The following is a 232-nucleotide window of genomic DNA, read 5'->3' as shown; positions in this document are numbered from 1 at the left end:
ACATGTAGGACGAATAGGTACTGGTTGAGTCAGTGGATCGCAATGTTCGAAGCACATAGCCAAGTCACGAATACCATGAAGTTTTTCGATGATAACTTCAGGTCCTAAGTGACGTAGGTCAGCTACTACGTATGCGTTAAGACCAGTTCCGAAACCACTACCTGCAGCGATTTCATCTTCGATTGCTTTCGCTACAACGTCACGGGATGCTATTTCCATTTTGTTAGGCGCA

The 232-nt window shown here is 45.3% G+C and carries 1 protein-coding gene; it reads right to left on the bottom strand.

Going from position 1 to position 232, the window contains the following annotated elements; translation table 11 throughout:
• Positions 1-232, bottom strand: a 232-nt coding sequence (locus ACSV5T_RS10430; RefSeq protein WP_438321106.1) for an FAD-binding protein, incomplete at both ends; no start/stop codon positions are given.

Origin of the sequence: Veillonella sp. ZSJB6, from assembly GCF_051549505.1 — a bacterium.
GTDB lineage: Bacteria > Bacillota > Negativicutes > Veillonellales > Veillonellaceae > Veillonella.
This window is presented reverse-complemented; position numbering and strand designations above follow the sequence as displayed.